Origin of the sequence: Paenibacillus xanthanilyticus, assembly GCF_042682185.1 — a bacterium.
GTDB classification, from domain to species: domain Bacteria; phylum Bacillota; class Bacilli; order Paenibacillales; family Paenibacillaceae; genus Paenibacillus_Z; species Paenibacillus_Z xanthanilyticus.
The window spans coordinates 1,065,877-1,082,982 of record NZ_JBHUHA010000002.1 but is presented as its reverse complement, the minus strand read 5'-3'; the positions used below and the strand labels follow the sequence as shown (position 1 = coordinate 1,082,982).

General features: G+C 60.9%; 15 protein-coding genes. 6 read left to right on the top strand and 9 right to left on the bottom strand.

Annotation, left to right across the window (positions count from 1 at the left end; translation table 11 throughout):
* Window positions 1-7: 7 nt before the first annotated feature.
* Window positions 8-1,123 carry a glycoside hydrolase family 88 protein gene (locus ACFSKT_RS21930; RefSeq protein WP_377716638.1) on the top strand — a complete coding sequence of 372 codons (1,116 nt, stop codon included), beginning with the start codon at window positions 8-10 and terminating at the stop codon, window positions 1,121-1,123.
* Window positions 1,124-1,327: 204 nt separating this feature from the next.
* Here the strand turns inward: ACFSKT_RS21930 and ACFSKT_RS21925 are convergent, their stop codons facing one another.
* Both ACFSKT_RS21925 and ACFSKT_RS21920 read right to left on the bottom strand, forming a co-directional pair.
* Complete coding sequence (locus tag ACFSKT_RS21925) at window positions 1,328-1,732, bottom strand: carboxymuconolactone decarboxylase family protein (RefSeq protein ID WP_377716524.1); 405 nt, start codon at window positions 1,730-1,732, stop codon at window positions 1,328-1,330.
* Window positions 1,733-1,811: 79 nt separating this feature from the next.
* On the bottom strand, window positions 1,812-2,486 hold the full coding sequence (locus ACFSKT_RS21920) for a Crp/Fnr family transcriptional regulator (protein WP_377716526.1): 675 nt from the start codon (window positions 2,484-2,486) through the stop codon (window positions 1,812-1,814).
* 286 nt (window positions 2,487-2,772) lie between these two features.
* On the opposite strand from ACFSKT_RS21920, the gene ACFSKT_RS21915 reads away from it, so the two are divergent.
* Complete coding sequence (locus ACFSKT_RS21915; RefSeq protein WP_377716528.1) at window positions 2,773-3,027, top strand: acyl carrier protein; 255 nt, start codon at window positions 2,773-2,775, stop codon at window positions 3,025-3,027.
* A 74-nt stretch (window positions 3,028-3,101) separates the two neighbouring features.
* On the opposite strand, the gene ACFSKT_RS21910 is transcribed toward ACFSKT_RS21915, so the two are convergent.
* From ACFSKT_RS21910 to ACFSKT_RS21900, 3 genes are read right to left on the bottom strand one after another with little or no spacing between them, the layout of a single operon-like run.
* Window positions 3,102-4,151, bottom strand: coding sequence for an ABC transporter permease (locus ACFSKT_RS21910; RefSeq protein ID WP_377716530.1), 1,050 nt, complete (start codon window positions 4,149-4,151; stop codon window positions 3,102-3,104).
* Window positions 4,148-5,203, bottom strand: a complete 1,056-nt coding sequence (locus ACFSKT_RS21905; protein WP_377716532.1) for an ABC transporter ATP-binding protein — start codon at window positions 5,201-5,203, stop codon at window positions 4,148-4,150. The genes ACFSKT_RS21910 and ACFSKT_RS21905 overlap by 4 nt, the downstream gene beginning before the upstream one ends.
* A gap of 2 nt (window positions 5,204-5,205) precedes the next feature.
* On the bottom strand, window positions 5,206-6,372 hold the full coding sequence (locus tag ACFSKT_RS21900; protein ID WP_377716534.1) for a COG1470 family protein: 1,167 nt from the start codon (window positions 6,370-6,372) through the stop codon (window positions 5,206-5,208).
* Window positions 6,373-6,543: 171 nt separating this feature from the next.
* Here ACFSKT_RS21900 and ACFSKT_RS21895 point away from each other — a divergent pair, with 171 nt between their 5' ends.
* Both ACFSKT_RS21895 and ACFSKT_RS21890 read left to right on the top strand, forming a co-directional pair.
* The gene (locus ACFSKT_RS21895; RefSeq protein ID WP_377716536.1) at window positions 6,544-7,137 is read left to right on the top strand and encodes an RNA polymerase sigma factor; all 594 of its coding nucleotides are present in this window, start codon (window positions 6,544-6,546) and stop codon (window positions 7,135-7,137) included.
* Window positions 7,134-7,931 carry an anti-sigma factor domain-containing protein gene (locus ACFSKT_RS21890; protein WP_377716538.1) on the top strand — a complete coding sequence of 266 codons (798 nt, stop codon included), beginning with the start codon at window positions 7,134-7,136 and terminating at the stop codon, window positions 7,929-7,931. Before ACFSKT_RS21895 ends, ACFSKT_RS21890 begins: the two co-directional genes overlap by 4 nt.
* Before the next feature lie 84 nt (window positions 7,932-8,015).
* Here ACFSKT_RS21890 and ACFSKT_RS21885 read toward each other — a convergent pair whose 3' ends face one another.
* Window positions 8,016-8,405, bottom strand: a complete 390-nt coding sequence (locus ACFSKT_RS21885) for a hypothetical protein (protein ID WP_377716540.1) — start codon at window positions 8,403-8,405, stop codon at window positions 8,016-8,018.
* A 312-nt stretch (window positions 8,406-8,717) separates the two neighbouring features.
* On the opposite strand from ACFSKT_RS21885, the gene ACFSKT_RS21880 reads away from it, so the two are divergent.
* Window positions 8,718-12,998, top strand: coding sequence for a glycosyl hydrolase (locus ACFSKT_RS21880; protein ID WP_377716542.1), 4,281 nt, complete (start codon window positions 8,718-8,720; stop codon window positions 12,996-12,998).
* Window positions 12,999-13,216: 218 nt separating this feature from the next.
* Here ACFSKT_RS21880 and thyA read toward each other — a convergent pair whose 3' ends face one another.
* The 3 genes from thyA to ACFSKT_RS21865 form a co-directional block, all read right to left on the bottom strand.
* Window positions 13,217-14,077, bottom strand: a complete 861-nt coding sequence (gene thyA / locus ACFSKT_RS21875; RefSeq protein ID WP_377716640.1) for a thymidylate synthase — start codon at window positions 14,075-14,077, stop codon at window positions 13,217-13,219.
* An 81-nt stretch (window positions 14,078-14,158) separates the two neighbouring features.
* Window positions 14,159-15,181, bottom strand: coding sequence for a serine hydrolase domain-containing protein (locus ACFSKT_RS21870; protein WP_377716544.1), 1,023 nt, complete (start codon window positions 15,179-15,181; stop codon window positions 14,159-14,161).
* A 15-nt stretch (window positions 15,182-15,196) separates the two neighbouring features.
* A complete protein-coding gene (locus ACFSKT_RS21865) occupies window positions 15,197-16,021 on the bottom strand; it encodes a MerR family transcriptional regulator (RefSeq protein WP_377716546.1) in 825 nt (274 codons plus the stop codon).
* A 106-nt stretch (window positions 16,022-16,127) separates the two neighbouring features.
* On the opposite strand from ACFSKT_RS21865, the gene ACFSKT_RS21860 reads away from it, so the two are divergent.
* Complete coding sequence (locus tag ACFSKT_RS21860; RefSeq protein ID WP_377716548.1) at window positions 16,128-16,811, top strand: hypothetical protein; 684 nt, start codon at window positions 16,128-16,130, stop codon at window positions 16,809-16,811.
* Window positions 16,812-17,106: the final 295 nt, after the last annotated feature.

Here is a 17,106-nt window from a genome sequence, read left to right as displayed (position 1 = left end):
GAACGGCATGTGGCAGGAAGCGATCGAAGCGGCGCTGGACACGCTGCGCGGCAATATTCGCAATCACCCGGGGCTCTTCCCCCATATTACGGAAGGACAGAAGTACGAGTGGGGCGGCAACGACGATTGGATCGAAGGATTCTATACCGGCATGATGTGGCTGGGGTACGAATACGGCGGAGACCCGTTCCTCAAGGCCGTGGCCGAGGAGCAGCTCGCGAATTACCGGCACCGGCTGGACCATCATATCGTGCTCGACCATCATGACATCGGCTTCCTATACTCGCTCTCGGCGGTCGCGCAGTGGCGGGTTACGGGCAGCGAGGAGGCGCGTCAGCTGGCGCTTGCGGCGGCGGACAAACTGCTGCTCCGCTACCGGCCGAAGTACGGCGCGCTGCAGGCGTGGGGCAAGGAAGGCGATCCGGAGAACGGCGGGCGGATCATCATCGACTGCCTGATGAATGTGCCGCTGCTCTATTGGGCGTATGAGCAGACCGGGGATCGGACGTACTACGACATTGCCTTGAAGCATGTGCAGAAAAGCTTGCGTTTCCTCTTGCGCGGCGACGGCTCGAGCTACCATACGTTCTATTTCGACCAAGAAACGGGCGGGGCGATTCGCGGCGGTACGCACCAAGGCTACCAGGACGGCTCGACGTGGACGCGCGGCCAATCGTGGGGCGTATACGGGTTCGCGCTCAGCTACCGGTATACGGGCGATGCCGCTTACTTGGACGCGTCCAAGCGGCTGGCCAAGTATTTCATCGCGCATCTGCCGGAGGATCATGTCGCGTATTGGGATTTCGACGTGGCGATCGAAGACGGCACGCCGCGCGACAGCTCGGCGTCGGCGATCACGGCTTGCGGCATTCTCGAGCTGCTCGAGCTGCTGCCGGCGGATGACCCGGACCGTGCCGAGCTGACGGAGGCGCTGCACGCGATGATGACATCGCTCGTCGAGAACTACTCGACGAGGTCGATCCCGGGCGCGGAAGGGCTGCTCCAGCATGGCTCCTACCACGTCCGCGGGGACCGGGCGCCGGACGACTATATGATTTGGGGCGACTATTACTACCTGGAGGCGCTTGTGCGGATGGAGCGGGGCATCAAGGGGTATTGGTAGACGGGGTGTGGACGGGAGATTTCTTGAAATAACCGCGGGTGGCGTAATGATTGCTCGCGTGGAATCTCGACCAATATAGCCAAAAGCTCTTCCTTTGCGATGAAGGAAGAGCTTTTTGGCATGGAACGGCAGGCGCTGCAATCGGACTGTGCAAACCGTCTCAACCTGGCTGCTTGTCTCGCGTCGCCTACGCGCAAGGCGTTTCTAGCAGAAACATTCGGGTCCATCGGCGGCCGGAACCGGCGCTTCTTGCCGGTCGCTTGCTGCCTCGGCAGCTCGCTCGCTCTCCTCGTAAGCAAGGAGAGCATGCGTCCCATGGCTCAGCACCGCGCCCGCCCGCGTGGACGCGGCGACCAGGAGCGCCTGCATGATTTCTTCCCGCGTGCCGCCGAGGGTCTTGAACTTCTTTACATGGACGTCGATGCAGTACGGACAGCCGGTGACATGCGCGACGGCCACGGCGATGAGCTCTTTGGTCCGAACGGGCAGCACCCCGGATTCCGCATAGGCTTCCTGCTCGAAGGCAAGGTAAGCCTCCGCCGCGGGCTGCGCCAGCTTCACCAGGTCGGGAATACGGCTTAAATTCGAGCGGTCGTAATAAGGGGACATGATGGTTCTCTCCTATCGGCTTGGTTTGATGCTGCTAGAGCCATTATAGGAGGAGACGGCGGTCGGTTCCGTGACAATGTCACCTTGAGCGATCCCGAATCGCGGCCAGCTGGGCGCGATCCAGGATCGTAATGCTGCCTCTGCTCAGCGATACGGCGCCTCGGGCGGCGAAGTTCTTTAGCGTCCGGCTGACGACCTCGCGCGCGGTGCCCAGCTCGATCGCGAGCCCTTCGTGGGTGACGGGCAAGCAAGCGCGGTCGGCCGCGCTTGCAAGCAGCAGGCCCGCCAGCCGGCAGGGCACAGGCTCGAACGCGATCTGCTCAAGCAGCCGCGTCACGTTCGCCATCCGCTCGACGAATTGACCGTAGACGTACCGGCGAACCGGCGCGCAGGCGGCGGTCCAGCTTCGGAACGTGTCCACCGGCAGGAGCAGCACCTCTGTATCGGACTCGATCGCGATCGACGCTTCGTATTCCAGGTCGCCGAGGATGCTGGCCAGCATGAGGACGCAGCATTGGCCGCCGGTCAAGCGGTACAGCGTAATTTCGCGGCCCGCCGGGCTGATTTTATAGACGCGCACCCACCCGCTTAGGACGAACGCCGCGTGCCGGAAAATATGACCTTCGCGAATCGCGAGCGTCGTATCCGGGCTCAACCGGGCGATTTCGGCTTCCCGCCAGTCGTCGTCGGGCACCGTGCCGAAGCAGGGGAAAAGCCGTAGAATGCGGGGAAGGTCGAGCGGCTGCGAGGGCATGGAAATACCTCCTTGCGCGAAGTTTTCTACATCCTACCATGGCTGTTAGCTAGATGAAAGCATGTAAGCTCCAGCTGCGCCTTGATTGCATGCGCAGACATTGCATAGGCGAAGTTTCCCCCTTCTCAAAGGTAGAATTTTCTCCTATTGTTAGAGTTGCACGATAATTTGGCAGGTTGAAGCAATAACAATTCAAATTGGAAAAGAATCGGCCGGAGCGAAGGAGGGATATCGTGCCCGCAGCGGTACGGAGTAGTTAGCAAAGCCATCTACCGGGAGGTCATTTATGTCCATCGACCAGATCAAAACGGAAATATTGCGCATTGTCTGCGAGGTGCTGAAACAGGAGCTCGACTACGAGACGAGCCATACGATCATCTTCGTCAACCGGGAGCTGAACTCGTTCACGTTTCTGCAGTTTCTCGTCGCGGTGGAAGACGCCTTCGACATCGAGTTCCCCGAGGACCAGCTCAGCGTCGGCCGGTTCCAGTCGCTGGACGACGTCGTCGAATATATTCAAGCTCAGGCGGTCGGGGCGTAATAAGCGCCAGAATGGCTCCGAGCTTGAAAAGCAACAAGGCTGCCGTCGCCGGCAGCCTTGTTTCGCTGCGCGCATCAAGCGCGCGAGCGGATTTCTTGGCGCATGAACAGCGCGTAGGAAATCCCGAAGCAGATCATCGTCGCCGCGAGTAGACCGACCAGCTGCGGCCAGCAGAGCAGGATGCTCTGGCCGAGCGGGAGCGGGCTTGCGATCGCGCCGACGACCTGGGCGGTCGTGAGCGGACCTAAGGAACGCACGCCCGGCGTGAGCAGCGTCGTCGTCAGCTCCGTGAACAGGAACGACGGCGACAGCCGGTTCAGCAGCAGCATCTGCTCGGCATGGCGGATGAGAATCGAGAGCGCCGAATTCTCGGCGGGCGCCGTCGCCTTCTCGATCAAGCCGACGATCATGCCGTAGAAGATCGAGAAGAACAGCCATAGCGCGATGCCCGAGAGCGCGGAAGTCGCGGCCTGGCGGAACCGGATCGAGAACAGAATCGACAGGTTCAGCCAGAAGCCGACGTAGACGACGGCCACGAACAGGAAGAGCACGACCCGAATGAATTCCTCCGGCGTCGGCGGGTAGCCGATCGTCAGCAGCCCAAGCCCCATGACGAGGAAGCCGAGCGCGTACAGGACGACCGCGATGAGCAGCAGCGAGGCCGTGAATTTCGCCAGGATGAAGTCGTCCCGGTAGACGGGCTGCGAGAGCAGACGGCCGAGCGTCCCTTTGTTCCGTTCGGCGTTCACCGCGTCGAAGCCGAGCGCGATGCCCATGAGCGGCCCGAGGAACGTGACGAACGTCGCGAACGTCGGCAGGCTGCCGTCGGAGGCGGTGAACATTTGCAGGAACAGAAACTCCGTATCCGTCGCCTGTGCCTCGACGCCGGATTGCAGCGCGGTGACCGCGGTATAGATCGAGCCGATGCACGCCAGCGTGATGATGCCGATTAAGATGCCGAACCGCCAGCTGCGCATATGGTCGCCGAACTCCTTCTGCACGATGACCCAGAACGGGGAAGGGGTACCGGACGAAGCGGGCAGCGACGTCTCCTTGCCAACGCCGCGGCGCAGGCCGGCCGCCCAGGACCTCCAGCGTCCGGCGCCGATTGCCGTCTCCTTCATGCGCGCGCACCTCCTTCGAAATAACGATGGTAAATATCGTCGAGCCCATACTGCCTGCGCTTCATGGCGAGCAGCCGGCCGCCGGCCTGCACGATCGCGGCGGCCGCCTCCGAAGCGACGTCGCGGTCGCAGACCAAGGCGACGTGCGTCGTACCGACCGCATCCATGGCATCCCTCTCGGCTGCTTGCCCGGCATCAACAGCGCCTTGCTCGGGGCCCGTCTCGCCCGCATCCTCCGTGCGGACTTCCTTCACGCCTGGCAGCGAAGCCAGCGTCTGCGCCAGACGATCGTTCCAGCCGCCGACCGCAAGCTCCACCGTCACGGTACCGTCTTGATCGAGCTGGCGGGCCAGCGACGGAACGTCGCCTTGGGCGATCAGCTCTCCGCGCACGAATAGGCCGACGCGGTCGCAAATTTGCTGCACTTGGTGCAAATGATGCGAAGACAGCAGCACGGTCAGGCCGTCTTGCCGGCTGAGCTCCCGGATCAGGCGCAGCAGCTCCCGCACCCCTTCGGGGTCGATCCCGAGGGTCGGTTCATCGAGGATAATGATCTCCGGCTGCTTGATGAGGACGTCGGCGATTCCGAGGCGCTGCCGCATGCCGCGCGAGAAGGCGCCGACCTTCTTGTCCCGGGCTTCCGCCAGCCCGACGCGCGCGAGCAGGCGGTCGGCGAGCCGATGCGCCTGTTCGCGCGGAATCCGGTTCAGCCGTGCCGTATACATCAAGTTATCGAATGCGGTGCGGTCCTCGTAGAAGCCGACATCGTCGGGCATGTAGCCGACCCGGCGCTTCACGGTCAGCGGATTGCGCGCAGGGTCTAGTCCGCAGACGCGCACGCTGCCGTCCGTCGGCTCAGTCAAGCCGAGCATCATGAGGATGGTCGTCGTTTTGCCCGCTCCGTTCGGGCCGAGCAGCCCGAAGATCTCGCCCTTCGCTATGGACAGATCTAGCCCGTTCACGGCCATTTGTTCGCCGTACCGCTTCTTCAGCCCGCTCAGCTCGATGATCGGCTCCGCCGACGCGGATGCCGTCCAAGGAGTCGCTTCCATGCTTACCGCCTCCCGTATTTCCGGAACAAGTAATAGATGCCCGCCGCGACCGCGATGATGATCAGAATGCCGACCCAGCCCCAGAGCACGGACGTTTCGACCGCAACGCGGAATTGGGCGCTGGCGGATTTCTCGGGCGCCGACGCGGTGACGTTCACGACGTAATCCCCGGCGAGCGCCTTCTTATCCGCTTTGATCGTCGCCTGGACGCGCGCCGTCTCGCCTGGCTTGATGGATTCGACCGTGGCCGGCTCGAACGTGACCTCCCAGCCGCTCGGCGATTCGGCGGACAGGCTGACATTGGCAAGCTCCGCGGAGCCGGTGTTGTCCAGCGTCAAGTCCAGCTTGCGCTCCGACCCCGCCGTCACGTCCGTGCTGAGCAAGTCGTTCGGCGTGCTAAGCGACAAGGCGTACGTGCCGGTGACGACGGCCTCGAATGTCGTCTCGGCGGAGCTGGCGTTGTTCGTGGCCGCGACCGGGATTTTGTACGTGCCGGCTTGAACCGTCTCCGGCGGCTTGACGCTGATGCTGATCGATTTCTCGCCGCCGGGGTCGACCTCCACCGAAGTCACGCTCGCGCCGCCGTCGGTGAACGTGACGTCCCAGCCCGGTTCGGCTTGCGCATTCAACGCATAAGTCTGTTTCTCTGCCGTGCGGTTGCGCAGCGTCGCGCTATATGAGAACGTCGAATCGCTGTGCCCCTTCATATTCGGCTGTTCGGTCTCAAGCTCCGTGCGGAACGTGCCTTGCTCGGAGACGACGACGGCGAGCGGCAGCGTGCTGCCGCCCGCTTTGACCTCGAACCGGTAGACGCCTTTGTTGATCTCGAGCGGTACGTGGAGCATGAGGCTCAGCGTCTGCGATTCGCCGCCCTTGACGGCCAGACGGTCGATGGCGCGTCCGCCTGCGGTCAGTTCATAGTCCCACTTGTTGCCCTTGGCGTCGAACGCGACATCGGCGATCGCCGTCGACTCGCCGCGGTTGATCGCTTCGATCGAGTAGCTGATCGCGTCGCCCGGCGGCGCGGATAATTGCAGATAAGGCGTATACAATTCCACCGTTCCCGCGGCCTGCGCTTGCTGCGGAATTACGCCCGCCAGCGCGATTACGAGGCCTAGCAGGACAATCAGAAATTTAGATAGCGTTGGTTTGCTGCATGCGTCTCGCATGCGAATCCCTCCTTGAGCATTGTTCGCCTCTCGGCATTCATAGGGGTTACGCTTGAGATCGGCCGGCGGATTTAGGTCGCGAAAAAAATATTTTCACTTGCCGGATTTTTTGGTAAAACGAAAAAGAGAAGCAAGTTTCGGACAATGAATCAAGGAGGTAGAAGAAGGAGCATGGACCGTCCAACCGATGACATGCGCGAGACGCTGCTGGCCATGTGCGACGGCTCGGCCTGCGCGTTCGAGACGTTCTATGAACGGTTCGCCCCGCTCGTGATGAAGATCGCGCTGCGCGTGACGGGCGACCGGATGGAGGCGGAGGACGTCTGCCATGACGTCTTCCTGGAAGCGCTGAGGCGCGGCCGCGCCTATGATCCGGCACGGGGATCGATCGCCGCATGGCTGGCCGTCATGGCCCGCAGCCGAAGCCTCGACCGGATGCGGCGCAGACAGCGGCTCGTCCAGGCGGAGATCGAGGAGCTGGAGAGAGCGGGGGAAGCCGCCCCGACGGAGGACGTCGTGTTGACGCGGCTGCAGAAAGAAGAGCTGATGGAGGCGCTGCGGGCGCTGCCGGATTCACAGCGGACGGCGGTCGTCGGCAGTTATTTCGGCGAGAGCACGCAGCGGGAGATGTCCGCGCAGTGGAACGTGCCGCTGGGCACGGTGAAGTCTTGGGTGAGATACGGGCTGAATCATCTGCGCAAGCAGTTGGAGAAGCGCGGCGGATCTAGCGAGCCGAGGGCGTCGGCGAAGGGGGCGAGACGATGAGCGCGATCGAAAGACATCGACAAACTTGCAGCGGGCTGTACGCGGAAGAAGACTTCGTCGACCTGCTGATGAACCGGAAGACGGCTGCCGAAGCGCTCATTATGCGCCGGCATTTGGCGGCCTGCGCCGATTGCCGCGCGAGGGCGGACGAGTGGACGGACCTGTTGGACGAGGAAACCCCTGATGCGGCCGGGGTAATTGCCGGCGAAGGCGAGAAGATCGCGGCGCTTGAGCCGTCCGCTGCCGTACGGCTCCGGCTGGCGCGTCATGTCCGGCGGGCGGCGATCCGCAAGCGGGTTGCGGACGCGGCGCGCGCCCACAGGAAGGCGTTGACCGTCGCCGCGGCGGCCGCCGTGCTGTTCGTCAGTCTGGCGAGCCTCCTCCGGACGATGCACGAGCCGGAGGAGCGCCGAGCCGAATACGTGGCCGAGCACGAGCCGCGCGCAATGGTGCTGGTGAACAACCCGCAGACGGCGAGCCTTCGGGTGCATGCCGCGGGCGACGAGCTTGGCGACGGTTACGTGTGGTTCAACGGCGCTTCCCGCGAGGTGTTCGTGCTGCTCGAAGGCTTGCTGCCGAGCGCCGATCTGGACGTCCGCGCGTGGGCGGAGAACGAACGCGGACGGGAGAATCTCGGCGTGCTCCGGCACGAAGAAGCGAATCTGGCGCATCTCTACGTACGCGGACGCATGCTCGACCAGGCGCGCCATATCGTATTGACCGTGGAGCCGTCGGGCGGCAGCATCAAGCCATCTGCGCCGGATGCCTTGGTGTTCCGGCTGCCGGCGAAGTGACGGGCAAGGAGAGCGGCGGTTATATACAATAAAACGGGAGCTTCGGCATTGAGCCGGGCTCCCGTTTTAGTTGACAGCAAGGATTCAGTCCTTTTGGGCACGAGACAACAGAACCACTTTCTTCGCTTTTACCGAGCCGAGACCTTCCCGTATGTTGTAGGGTCTTGCCAGCACGATGCGTATGCGATCGCCATGCGAAAAATCGTCCATTGACAACTTGTTTCCAGATAGGTCCTCTAAGGTCGTGTCTTCGCTAATTCTTGCCGTGCATCCAATTGCCATATCGTTTCGGTCGCCGGGGTTCCATTTATTCATTTCGTCCGTACAATCGAACTCGATGGCATCGCTGCTCACGCCATAGACGACCGTCTCATCGATCTCCCGAGTAAACGCATGCAGCAGCAAATACCCAACAAGACCGACGATAATGACGGCGACGGCAACGAGCAGCGCCACATTCTTTCGATGCGTCATGACAAATCCCCCCTCTTAAATCGGTTTTCTTCTTACTCAAACGTTACCCGGAACGCCGAAGTTGCATGCAACTCCCTCTCGACCTAACAAAACATAACAAAATCAAGAGTGTAATGGATCTATTTAGTGAAATACAAGCCTATAAATGACAATTCAAGACATTGAGGAACACGTTACCAGTGTTTATACTAACATGTAAACGCATACACAAATTATATTAGGCTAACAAAATAGGAAACCTAGCTAGCTTTCTATATTTGCGTATGCACGAAAATGTTTGGTCTATCAAACGAACTACGGGAGGAACGAACGATGAAGGGGAAGAGGAAATGGCTGACGGCGGCCTTGAGCGGCGTGGTCGCGTTATCCAGCGGAATGCCGGTATACGGAGCGGCAGGCAACGGCCAGGGCATGGCGGCAAATACGGCATCGGCACAAGACGAGGCAGGCGGATGGGCGAAGAATAGCTTGGACCGCTGGGTAGAGAACGGCGTGTTGACGGGCGATGCCAATGGTGTGCTCATGCCGAACAAGGCGATTACGCGAGCGGAATTCGTCACGATTTTGAACCGGGTATTCGGACTCACCGCCAAAGCCGCTGCGAATTTCACAGATGTCGGCTCGAACGCCTGGTATGCGAACGAACTTGCGATAGCCAAGCAAGCCGGGTATTACACCGGTTATCCGGACGGTACCGCGAGAGCGCTTGCGCCGATCACGCGCGAGGATGCCGTTACGCTGCTGGCAAGGATGTTCGGCTTGAAGCAAAATGGAAACGTTAACATCGCATTCGCGGACGAGGCTTCCATTCACGCCTATGCGAAGGACGCGATAGCGGCGCTCACCGGCATCATCAAAGGCTACGGCGACGGTACTTTCCGACCTGGATCCGCGATCACCCGCGCGGAGGCGATCGCGCTCGTGGATCGGCTCGTCGCCGGTTATTATCATGGCGCAGGCACGGTAACCGCTGGCACGATCGACGGCAATCTCGTCATGAATGAAGAGAATATCATCCTGAAGGATACGACGATCAATGGCAATCTGTACTTGACCGCTGGCATTGGAAGCGGCAATGTAACGCTCGATCATGTGACCGTCAAAGGCAAGACGTTCATCCAGGGCGGCGGCGAGCACACCGTTACGCTGACCGATACGGTGCTTGGGGAAGTGGCGGTGAACCGGCCGGACGGCAAGGTTCGCGTGCTGGCGGAAGGCAAGACGCAGATCGGCCGCGTGGCGCTGGATAGCGCCGCCAAGCTGGAGTTGAACGGCGAGTCGAAGGCCGATCGCGTGGAAGCGAATACGCCGGCTGAACTTAACGTGGGCGACAGAGCCAAGATCGGCAACCTGACGATCGGAAGCGGCGCGAACGGCACCAAGATCGAAGCCAAGGGCACGATCAGGTCCGCAGACATCGGGGCAGCGGGCGTTCAGCTTGGCGGCAAACCGCTCGAGCCAGGCAAGTTCGTGATCGAGGGCGGAACGGCGAAGCCCGTAGGATCGACAGGCGGGGGGACAACCGGCGGGAGCAGCGGTTCCAGCAACGGGGTCAGCGGCTCGGGCGGCCAGACGCCGGCAACCGGAATCGACTTCGTCGACTACGAGGCGACCGCCGAGACCAAATCGCTGTTCGCGTATTTGAACGAGCGCCGGGGGCAGGAAGTGCTGTTCGGCCAGCAGCACGTCACCGACGAAGGCCTCTCGTTCGTCGACGGCGCGGAGGGACCGCAGTCCGACGTGAAGAACGCCGTCGGCGACTTCCCGGCCGTGTTCGGCTGGGATACGCTTAGCCTCGACGGCAAGGAGAAGCCCGGCGTGGCGGGCGACGAGACGAAGAGCCGAGAGAACTTGGCCGCGTCGATGAAGGAAGCTCACGAATTGGGCGGCATCCTGACGCTGAGCGCGCATATGCCGAATTTCGTGACGGGCGGCATGTTCAACGATACGGCGGGGAGCGTCGTGGCGAACATCCTGCCGGGCGGCGCGAAGCACGCGGCCTACAACGCGTACCTGGATAACATCGCGGCGTTCGCGCATCTGCTGAAGGACGACAACGGCAAGTCGATCCCGATGCTCTTCCGTCCGTTCCATGAACAGAACGGCGGTTGGTTCTGGTGGGGAGCGAAGACGACGTCGACGAGCGAATACGTCGAGATTTTCCGCTATACGGTCGAGTATCTCCGGGACAAGAAGGACGTGCACAACTTCCTGTACGTCTACTCCCCGAACGGCTCCTTCGGCGGCAGCGAAGCCTCTTACTTGACGACCTATCCGGGCGACGATTACGTGGACGTCCTGGGCATGGACCAGTATGACAATCAGGCTTCGCCGGGATCCGAGTCGTTCGTGAGCGGACTGGTCGGCGATCTGGCCATGATCTCGAAGCTGGCGGACAAGAAGGGCAAAATCGCGACGTTCTCGGAATTCGGCTACAGCCCGCAGGGCATGAAGGTAAGCGGCAACGGCGACAAGGCGTGGTTCACCCGCCTGCTGAACGCGATCAAGGCTGATTCGGACGCGAAGCGGATCGCGTACATGCAGACGTGGGCCAACTTCGGCACGAACGGCAATCTGTTCGTTCCGTACAAGAATGCGAAGGATCTCGGCGATCATGAGCTGCTGCCGGACTTCCAGGCTTATTACGCCGACACATACTCCGCTTTCGCTGCCGACATCAAAGGCGACGCGATCTACACGCGGACGGTCGAGGCCAGAGCCGAACGACCGTTCATGCATATCGCTTCACCGTCGCATGACGGCGCGGTGACGACGAATACGGCGACGATCCGGGCCCGCGTGCTGAACGCGGCCCCGACGAAGGTCGTCTTTACGATCGGAGCGGGCGGACCGGAGGTGCCAATGACGTTGGATGGCGACGGCTTCTACGCCGCGAATTGGACGCCAAGCGGCGCGTACAACGGCAAGACGGCGGACATTACGGTCAAAGCTTACAACGGCACGAACGTCGTACTGGAGTCGAAGTCGAGCGTCTTCGTGAAGGTCCCGCAAATTCAGCTGCACGCCTACGCGTTCAACGAAGCGGCGGATATCGCGGCGATCCAGAACAATGGCACCTATTCCAATGTCGGTACGCACGACGGAATTGGCCTTGCCTTGACGCACAAGGCGGAGGAAGGCAACGGCATGCTGGCGATGAACGTGACCGGTCTCGATGCGACGGATACGTGGCAGGAGCTGAAGCTCGAAATTCCGACGGCGGCCCAGACGGTCGGCATGGCGAACGTCAAGCGTCTCGCGTTGGACGTCTACGTGCCGGTGACGGAGCAGCAGAGCGGAGACGCGACCTTGCGCGGCGTCGTCATGCTGCCGCCGGACTGGAATACGAAGTACGGCATGTCGACGACGCAGCAGAAGCTGGCCGATCTGGAGAAAGTGACGATCGGCGGCCAATCCTACTGGCATTACAAACCGGTCATCGACGTGAACGACGCGGCCAAATCGGCGGCGGCCGCCAGCCTGGCCATCTCGCTCATCGGCAGCGGCTTGTCCGGCAGCGCGGCGATTCTCGTCGATAACATCCGGCTCTTCAATACGTATGTCGAAGCTCCGCGCGATCCTGCGCTCGTCGACGATTTTGAATCGTACTCGGGCAGCGACGCCCAGCTGGCCGGCAGATTCAAGCATGCCGGAGGCGACGCGACGAGCGTCTCCTTGACGGCGTCCAACAAAGTCGAAGGCAGCTATGCGATGAAATACGATTACACGCTGGCCGGCAACAAATACGCGGGCATTACGAAATCGCTCGGCGGCGTCGACTGGTCGGGCTTCAACAAGCTGAAGTTCTACCTGAAGCCGGACGGATCGAATCAGAAGCTCGTCATTCAGATCAACATCAGCGGCATCTCGTTCGAAGCTTATCCGTCGCTTGCTTCGACCGAAGCGGGTTGGGTGACGCTGCCGTTCAGCGCGTTCAAGCCGGCGCCATGGGATACGGCGAACGCGGGCAAAGTTATTACGAAGACGAACCTGAAAGAAGTGCGCGATTTCTCGATCTACGTCAATGCGGTGGACGGCGTGCCGATGAAGAGCGGGTCCCTCTACTTCGACGACATCCGAGTCATCAACGACGGCACCGGCGGCGTGCCGAACGGCGGCACGGGAGCAGGCAGCATGCCGGCGCGGGCGGGCACGCTCTACGGCTTCGAGTCCGGCACCCAGGGCTGGGCGGTTAGTCAGAACAACGCGAGCGCCACGGCGGCAGTATCGTCGGTAGACGCGGCGGCAGAAGGCACGCACGCGCTCGCCTCGACGTTCAACCTCGGCGGCGACTTCGAACTGACCAAAGTCGAGCCGGTCGACCTATCCGGCGTCTCCGCGATCAGCGCGAAAGTGAAGCTGTCCAGCGGATCGGCCAAGGCGCGGCTCTATATCAAGGTTGGTTCGGAATGGAAATGGTACGACAGCGGCACCTCGCAAGCAATCGGCGCGGACGGATTCGCGACGCTGACCCTCTCGCTCGCCACCATCGCGGGCCGCGAAGCGGTCAACGCGATCGGCATCAAGATCGAGCCAGCCGGGGGAACCGGACAGGCGACGGTGTACGTGGATGAGGTCTCGCTGGCGGAGTAAGAGGCATGGCCCCAAGGAAGCCGTTAGCTTTGTCCGCAAGGACAAAAGCGTGCCGAGCTCGAAAGCACCCGCCAACCGCAAACGCTCGTGCTAGCACGAAACCGGGAGTCCAGAGGGCAGAGCCCTCGGAGCCCCCTCAGCGGAGGGGGTGGGGGGAGGTTAAGATTTTACCAGAATTAACGAAAGGACGGCATGCACATCGCATACCGTCCTTTCGCTTAAATCGCGACTTCCATCTGAATCTTCTCATGATGCTTGTAATCAAGCAACTTAAAGTCCTCGATCGTAAAGTCGTCGAAGTTCGTCACCTCGGGGTTGATCCACAACTTAGGCGCTTCGAACGGCTCAAGCTCGATCTGCTTGGCGAGCGGCTCGAGGTGGCGCTCATAAATGTGGCAGTCGTTAATGTTGAACGTGAGCGTGCCGAGCTCGTACCCGGTCACCTGCGCGATCATCCGCTGCAGCACGTAGTATTGGAACACGTTGAACGGATGCCCGAGGCCGACGTCGTTGCTGCGGATGCCGACGATCAGGTGCAGCTTGTTCGCTTTGACGAGCCATTGATTGTGCCACACGCACGGGTAGAGCGCCATGTCGTGATTGTCGTCAATGTTGTACAGCGAGATGATATGGCGGCGCGACGCCGGATTGCGCTTCAGCCCGTCGATCAGCTTCGCTACTTGGTTCGTCATCTGGTCAGACTGACGTTTGCCGTCCGGGGAGCCGTCCTCGGGGAACGATTTGCCCAGCTGGTAGCCGTATGCCCGTCCGATCGTGCCGTCCTCGCGCGTCCATTCTTCCCAGATCTTCACGTTGTGCTCGCGCAAATACGAGACGTCGGACGTGCGCTTGATATAGAACCAGATCAGCTCGTGAATGGCCGTCTTCCACGCGACCTTCTTGGTCGTCAGGATCGGCACCTCGGCGTTGTCGAGCACGATTTGCTTGGAGATGACGCTCTGCGTGTAAGCCGGCGTGCCATCCGCCCATTTGGCGCGGACGTTCTGGTCCTTGTCCCAGACGCCATTAGCCATAATATCGGTGACGATGTCTTTATAAATCAAATCGAATTGACCCAGTGTACTCACCTCGTAAAAAATAGCTTCCGTCATTATACCACGCGGCGAGGAGAGGGCAATGAGAAACTCTTCAAGCAGCGTTCAGTCCGCGACGGCCGGCAAAATATGCTCCTTAATCAACCCCCACCGATCCCGCGGCTGCGGCATGAATTCGGACGTGATCGCGACGACGATGCCGTAATCCGGGAGGCAGCAAATCGCGCTGCCGCCATCGCCGAGCGCCATGAAGGCACGTCTGCCATCCTCTTCGCGCACCCACCACAGATAGCCGTAGCCGTGCGCGTTCACGGCCGTGGACGCGTCGATCCACGCCGGCGAGAGAATTTGCGCGTCGCCCCACCGTCCCTGGTTCAAATACAGCAAGCCGAACCGCGCCATATCCCGCGGCGTGAGCGTAAGCCCCCAGCCGCCGGTCGAGTGGCCGCTTGGGTCCTCGACCCATCCGCGCACGGCGTGCCCGAATAGTTCGTCGAACCCGTAGGCGGTCATGCCATAGGCCGGAATTTCGCGCATGCCGAGCGGCCGGAACAGGCGTTCATTGGCGAATTCACGCGCGCTGCTGCCGGTGCTCCGGGTTAGGATGACCGACAAGAGATGCGCCCCTGACGTGGAATATTTGAAGTCGCCGATATTCCCGCCGCGCCCCAGCTTACCCATCGTATACGCCGCCCAGTCGGGCTGCATGCACAGCTGATCCAGCGGCTCGCGCCAAGCCTCGAACGGATAGGGAGCCGTCATCGTGAGCAGATGGCGAATGGTAATATTCGCGATCACTCCGTTATCGGCCGCCGGCCTGTATGCTGGGAAAAACTCGAGCACCTTCTGGTCGACGTCGCGAATATGCCCGTCTTCGATGGCCAGGCCAATCAGGGCGGATAGGACGCTTTTCGTCACAGATGCGACATGGTGCGGATGATCCGGACTAACGCCGCGCCAATACCGTTCATAGGCGAGCGCGCCATTTCTAGCCACAACGACGGCGTTAATGTTCGCATATTCGGATGCGATGACGGCTTCCAGCCCGGCCAGCTTGCGCGTGTCCATCCCCACAGCTGCCGGATCGGGGGTTGGCCAGCTGGAAGCGGTACGGTCGATACGTTGCACTATTGCATGCCTCCCTTATCTTTTGCGAATCGGAAAATAAACCTCGGTCACGCTCTCCGCCGCGTCGTTCACCTGCTTCGGATCGGTCAGGTACACCTCGTAGGGCGCGTCCGCGACGATGTACCCTTCCTCCTCGATCCATGCCCGCAGCCGGGCGTACACGCTTTTTAATTCCGGATAAGCGCCTTTCAGGACGGCTCGCGCGCATAAGCTTTCGGGCAGCCTCCGCGTCCCGTCGCCTGCCTCCTCGACCGGGATGGCGAACTCGGTATCATGGCCGGCCGGACTATACTCCGAACTGTGGTAGATCGTCATCGGCGTACCGGCTATCGTGAGCCCGTCAGCGGCGATACGGTCATAGAGCCGGGCAAAATACGCGCCGTACCCGGCGGCGTCATCCTCGCCGCGAATCATCAGCCGCGTCGACGCAATCGTCATCGGCGGCACGGCGGCAAGCTGCACGTCGATGCGGTCGATGTACGCCAGCAACGGAATACCGCGCGCAAGATTTGCCAGATCGGCGTTCATTTGGCGGAGGGTGCGCTCGAGCGAGCCTAGCCGCTCCTGCATATCGCGCCGTTTGCGGTGCAGCGCGGCGCTTAGCCGCTCCTCGGCATCATCCGCCTCGGCTTCTAGAATGGCTTTGATTTCCTCTAGCGAGAAATGGTAGGATTTGAGACGACCTATCATGAGCATCGTCTTCATCTGACGGACGGCGTAGTACCGATACCCGTTGTCCGGGTTGATTTCATCCGGTCTAATCAGTCCGATTTCGTCGTAATAACGAAGCGTCTTGGTTGATACTTCGCACAGCTTCGAGAATTCGCCGATCGACAGCAATAAGGCACCTCGCTTTCATCGTGCTCCATTCGAATGTCTGCTTCTACTTTGCGCCTTCCCCTAAGGGGAAAGTCAACCGCTAATTTTAGTATAGGAGGAACGATAGATGACGCGAACCGATATCGCCGTGCAAAATAACATCGCCTGGTGCGCTGCCATATGCGAACTGTATGGAGTTGTCCATACCTCAGAAGGGCAGTTATGGGGGACGCTCGCGCCAGCCCCGCCATTTCATCCGGACCTCATTACGGCCACGGCAGATGCAACGACCGAGGACGTAAAGAAATGGTTGGAGGGACGGAAGGTGTCCGGATTAAAGGACAGCTATGCGAAGCTGGACATGGCGCCGCTCGGGCTCCGGCTCTTGTTCGAGGCGCAGTGGATGACATCCGATCCGTCTGCGGACCACCGGGCGGCTGCCGATGAGACGGCATGGACCATCGTCGCCACCGAACGCGAGCTCGCCCGATGGGCCGCAGCCGGCGACATGCCGCATTTGATGAAACCCGAGCTGCTGCAGCGTCAGGATGTGAAGGTATTCATGCGTGAATCCAACGGCGGCGTATCCGGCTTTATTGCGAACGTCAGCGAAGGCGCGGTAGGCATCTCCAATGTGTTTGCGACGACGACAGATAGTAGCTCTAACACCCTCTGGTCCTCGATTGCAGCCGCGTCGTCGGCGCATTTCCCTGGAATTCCGCTCGTCGGCTACGAGCATGGCGAGACGTTGGATGCCGCGCTGCAGGCGGGCTGGACGGCGATTGGGCCGCTGCGGGTTTGGGTTCGATAAGTGGCAACACTTTCTTGTGTTTCGACTCATAGCCAATCAAAATAGCGAACACTCCCGTACAAATGGACCGTGCGGGAGTTTTTGCCGTTTGCCTATCATGAGGTCAATAAGGTGATGAATCTCTAAGGCGCAAGCGCCATTCCGGCACATCCCGCTTTCTATGGATACGCGCAAATGAACCATTTCTCTCCCGTAGTTCGCTATAGTATGATGGAGCAATCTACTAGTCTTGTCATGCAGCAATCCATTCTTGGCATCGGGGAAGACGAGACAGGCGATGCGGCAAGAATGGCTG

Bases quoted from the DNA above. Each gene is read 5' to 3' on its own strand.
- ACFSKT_RS21930 (WP_377716638.1), top strand. From the start codon at position 8: ATGTGGCAGGAAGCGATCGAAGCGGCGCTGGACACGCTGCGCGGCAAT.
- ACFSKT_RS21925 (WP_377716524.1), bottom strand. From the start codon at position 1,732: ATGTCCCCTTATTACGACCGCTCGAATTTAAGCCGTATTCCCGACCTG.
- ACFSKT_RS21920 (WP_377716526.1), bottom strand. From the start codon at position 2,486: ATGCCCTCGCAGCCGCTCGACCTTCCCCGCATTCTACGGCTTTTCCCC.
- ACFSKT_RS21915 (WP_377716528.1), top strand. From the start codon at position 2,773: ATGTCCATCGACCAGATCAAAACGGAAATATTGCGCATTGTCTGCGAG.
- ACFSKT_RS21910 (WP_377716530.1), bottom strand. From the start codon at position 4,151: ATGAAGGAGACGGCAATCGGCGCCGGACGCTGGAGGTCCTGGGCGGCC.
- ACFSKT_RS21905 (WP_377716532.1), bottom strand. From the start codon at position 5,203: ATGGAAGCGACTCCTTGGACGGCATCCGCGTCGGCGGAGCCGATCATC.
- ACFSKT_RS21900 (WP_377716534.1), bottom strand. From the start codon at position 6,372: ATGCGAGACGCATGCAGCAAACCAACGCTATCTAAATTTCTGATTGTC.
- ACFSKT_RS21895 (WP_377716536.1), top strand. From the start codon at position 6,544: ATGGACCGTCCAACCGATGACATGCGCGAGACGCTGCTGGCCATGTGC.
- ACFSKT_RS21890 (WP_377716538.1), top strand. From the start codon at position 7,134: ATGAGCGCGATCGAAAGACATCGACAAACTTGCAGCGGGCTGTACGCG.
- ACFSKT_RS21885 (WP_377716540.1), bottom strand. From the start codon at position 8,405: ATGACGCATCGAAAGAATGTGGCGCTGCTCGTTGCCGTCGCCGTCATT.
- ACFSKT_RS21880 (WP_377716542.1), top strand. From the start codon at position 8,718: ATGAAGGGGAAGAGGAAATGGCTGACGGCGGCCTTGAGCGGCGTGGTC.
- ACFSKT_RS21860 (WP_377716548.1), top strand. From the start codon at position 16,128: ATGACGCGAACCGATATCGCCGTGCAAAATAACATCGCCTGGTGCGCT.